Origin of the sequence: Micromonospora sp. KC606 (assembly GCF_004348675.1) — a bacterium.
Lineage (GTDB): Bacteria > Actinomycetota > Actinomycetes > Mycobacteriales > Micromonosporaceae > Micromonospora.
In genome coordinates this window covers 1-2,497 of record NZ_SMKN01000369.1, presented here as the reverse complement: position 1 = coordinate 2,497, position 2,497 = coordinate 1, and the positions used below count along the sequence as shown (strand labels likewise).

The 2,497-nt window shown below is 74.0% G+C and carries 3 protein-coding genes and 1 pseudogene; all 4 read right to left on the bottom strand.

Annotation, left to right across the window (positions count from 1 at the left end; translation table 11 throughout):
- Positions 1-221, bottom strand: a pseudogene (locus tag E1193_RS31050) (hypothetical protein); the annotation flags it as partial.
- A 23-nt stretch (positions 222-244) separates the two neighbouring features.
- Positions 245-1,108, bottom strand: a complete 864-nt coding sequence (locus tag E1193_RS31045) for a PspA/IM30 family protein (RefSeq protein ID WP_132186683.1) — start codon at positions 1,106-1,108, stop codon at positions 245-247.
- Positions 1,109-1,299: 191 nt separating this feature from the next.
- Positions 1,300-1,752: a helix-turn-helix transcriptional regulator gene (locus E1193_RS31040; protein ID WP_132186682.1), complete on the bottom strand. Its 453-nt coding sequence runs from the start codon at positions 1,750-1,752 to the stop codon at positions 1,300-1,302.
- A 163-nt stretch (positions 1,753-1,915) separates the two neighbouring features.
- On the bottom strand, positions 1,916-2,479 hold the full coding sequence (locus E1193_RS31035) for a CinA family protein (protein ID WP_132186681.1): 564 nt from the start codon (positions 2,477-2,479) through the stop codon (positions 1,916-1,918).
- Positions 2,480-2,497 lie beyond the last annotated feature (18 nt).

Genomic DNA, 2,497 nt, shown 5'->3' with positions numbered 1-2,497 from the left:
GGGCGTGCCGCGAGAGCCCGCAGATCGATCCAGCGCCAGGCGGCCAGCGCCAGCGCGCTACCAGCCCCAGCGGCCCAGGCCGCGTCGGGCAACCCGATCCCCGCGTACGGGGTCAGCACCGCCGCAGCGCCGCCGAGTCCACCGGCCGCCACCGTCCACCGCCGGGCGGAGCGCCGCAGCCGTCGCAGCCGACGGAAGTGTCGTGCTCGCTCGTCCGCCACCCGTACCTCCTCGTGCCCGCCGCTCAGCCGGCAGCGCTAGGGTTCCCGGTGCCGCGTTCGCGGCCCGTGCTGGCCCGGATCTCGTCGAGCTTGGCGGCTGCCGGGTCGGCCACCGGAGGTGTCTGCTGCTGCACGGCGGGCCGCTCCTGCGCACCGGCCAGTCGCTCCCCGGCCATGCTGGCCCGGATCTGTTCCAGCCGGGACGACCCGGCGGCGTCCAGAGTCGACTTCTGGATCTCCAGCATCCGCCCCTCGACGGAGTTGCCGGCCAACTCGGCTCGGCCCATGGCGGTGGCGTAGCGGCGCTCGATGCGGTCGCGTACCTCGTCGAGGGTGGGAACATTACCCCCGGCGGTGATCGCGGACATCGACTCCAGTGAGCGTGCGACGCTCTCCTGCATCTTGGCCTGCTCCAGCTGGCTGAGCAGCTTGGTGCGCTCGGCGAGCCTCTGCTGGAGGATCATCGAATTGTTCTCGACCGCGCGGCGGGCCTGGGCGGCGGCGCCGAGTGCCTGGTCGTGCAGGGTCTTCAGGTCCTCGGTGGCCTGTTCGACGGAGACCAGCTGGGTGGCGAGCACCTGGGCGGACTGCTCGTAACGGGCGGCTTCGGCCTCGTCGCCGTTGGCGCGGGCCTGGTCGGCGAGGACGAGCGCCTGCCGCGCGTTGGCCTGGAGCCGCTCGACCTCCGACATCTGCCGGGAGAGCTTCATCTCCAGCTGACGCTGGTTGCCGATCACCGCGGCCGCCTGCTGGACCAGCGCCTGGTGCTGGCGCTGCGCCTCCTCGACGGCCTGCTGGATCTGCACCTTCGGATCGGCGTGCTCGTCGATCTTGGCACCGAAAAGCGCCATCAGATAGTGCCAGCCCTTGACGAACGGGTTCGCCATCTCCGCGGTATCCCCTCAGTAGCGTGGCTGCGCCTCGGCCTGCGGCGGACGGGGCTGTCCCGCCTGGCCGCGCGGCGTGCCCCCATCGTCGCAGCCGGACGCCAACCGGGCATCCGTACCGCGGGAGAGCCCGCGCACGGCCCACGATCAACCCTACGCGGCGGCAGCGGACCCGGCCACGCGAAGAGCCGTCAGGCGGCGCAGACCACGTCCCGCTCGCCGGCGCGGACCCGGGCGCTGCGGAGGGTGGCCTTCAGTGGTGACTCCTGCCGGACCTGAACCGCCACCTTGCCGTCCGAGGTGACCTGGCGAACACCCCGGTCGGCGGCCTTGCGCACCGTGGCCGCGGACGGCACCGACGGCTGCTCGGCCGGCCCGTCCTGCACCGACACCAGCACTCCCGGCATCTGCTCGGCGAGGGCGACGGTGTCGCTGACCTCACGCAGCAGCTCGGACAGGCGGGCGCCCAGCGCGTCGCAGATCGCGGCCAGCAGCTCGCTGGAAGGCTCTTTCTGGCCACGCTCGATCTCGGACAGGTAGCCGAGGCTGACGTTGGCGGCGGTGGAAACCTCGCGCAGGGTGCGGTGCTGACCCTGCCGGCGCGCCCGCAGTGCGTCGCCGATTACGCGGCGTAGCAGGACCATCGCCCCTCCCCCTGACGGGAACACCTCTCGCCCGGGCCTCCGCCCACGCCGGACGCGGCCCGCCGCGCCGACGCCGACGTCGTACGCCGGAGCCTTCCCGCAACCGTACCCGGTGCCCGGCCCGACGACATACCACCCCGGCCCGCCAAATCCGAACACCCGGTCACCGCCCGGCCTCCGGTACCGCCGCACCGCCCTCCGTCCCGGCGACCGGCGCGGGGCCGCCGGCGGCCTGGATCCGCTCGACGAGCAGCCGCAACACCTCGATCACCGCCGCTGCGCGGATGTGGTCCCGGCCGCCGTCGAGGTCGAGCCGCCGGACGGCCGGGCCGACCGGACCGGCCACCGCGACGTAGACCAACCCCACCGGCTTGCCGTCCTGCGGCTGCGGTCCCGCCACGCCGGTGGTGGCCAGCCCCCAGTCTGCCCCGCAGCGCCGCCGACCGCCCTCTGCGAGGGCGACAGCCACCTCCGGGTCGACCGGCCCGCGCTCGGCCAGCAGCGCCTCGGGTACGCCGGCCAACTGCGACTTCAGTTCGGTGGCGTAGGCGACGAGGCCGCCCCGGTAGACGCCGCTGACCCCGGCGATCTCCACGATCGACGCGGCGAGCAGCCCTCCGGTCAGCGACTCGACCGTGGCCAGCAACTCGCCCCGCTCGTGCAGCAGGTGCACGGCCGCCGCCGCGGGGCTTCCCGCGGGCCGCTCGTGGTTCGCATCCGTCGCCATGCCGTCCCTTCCTTCCCC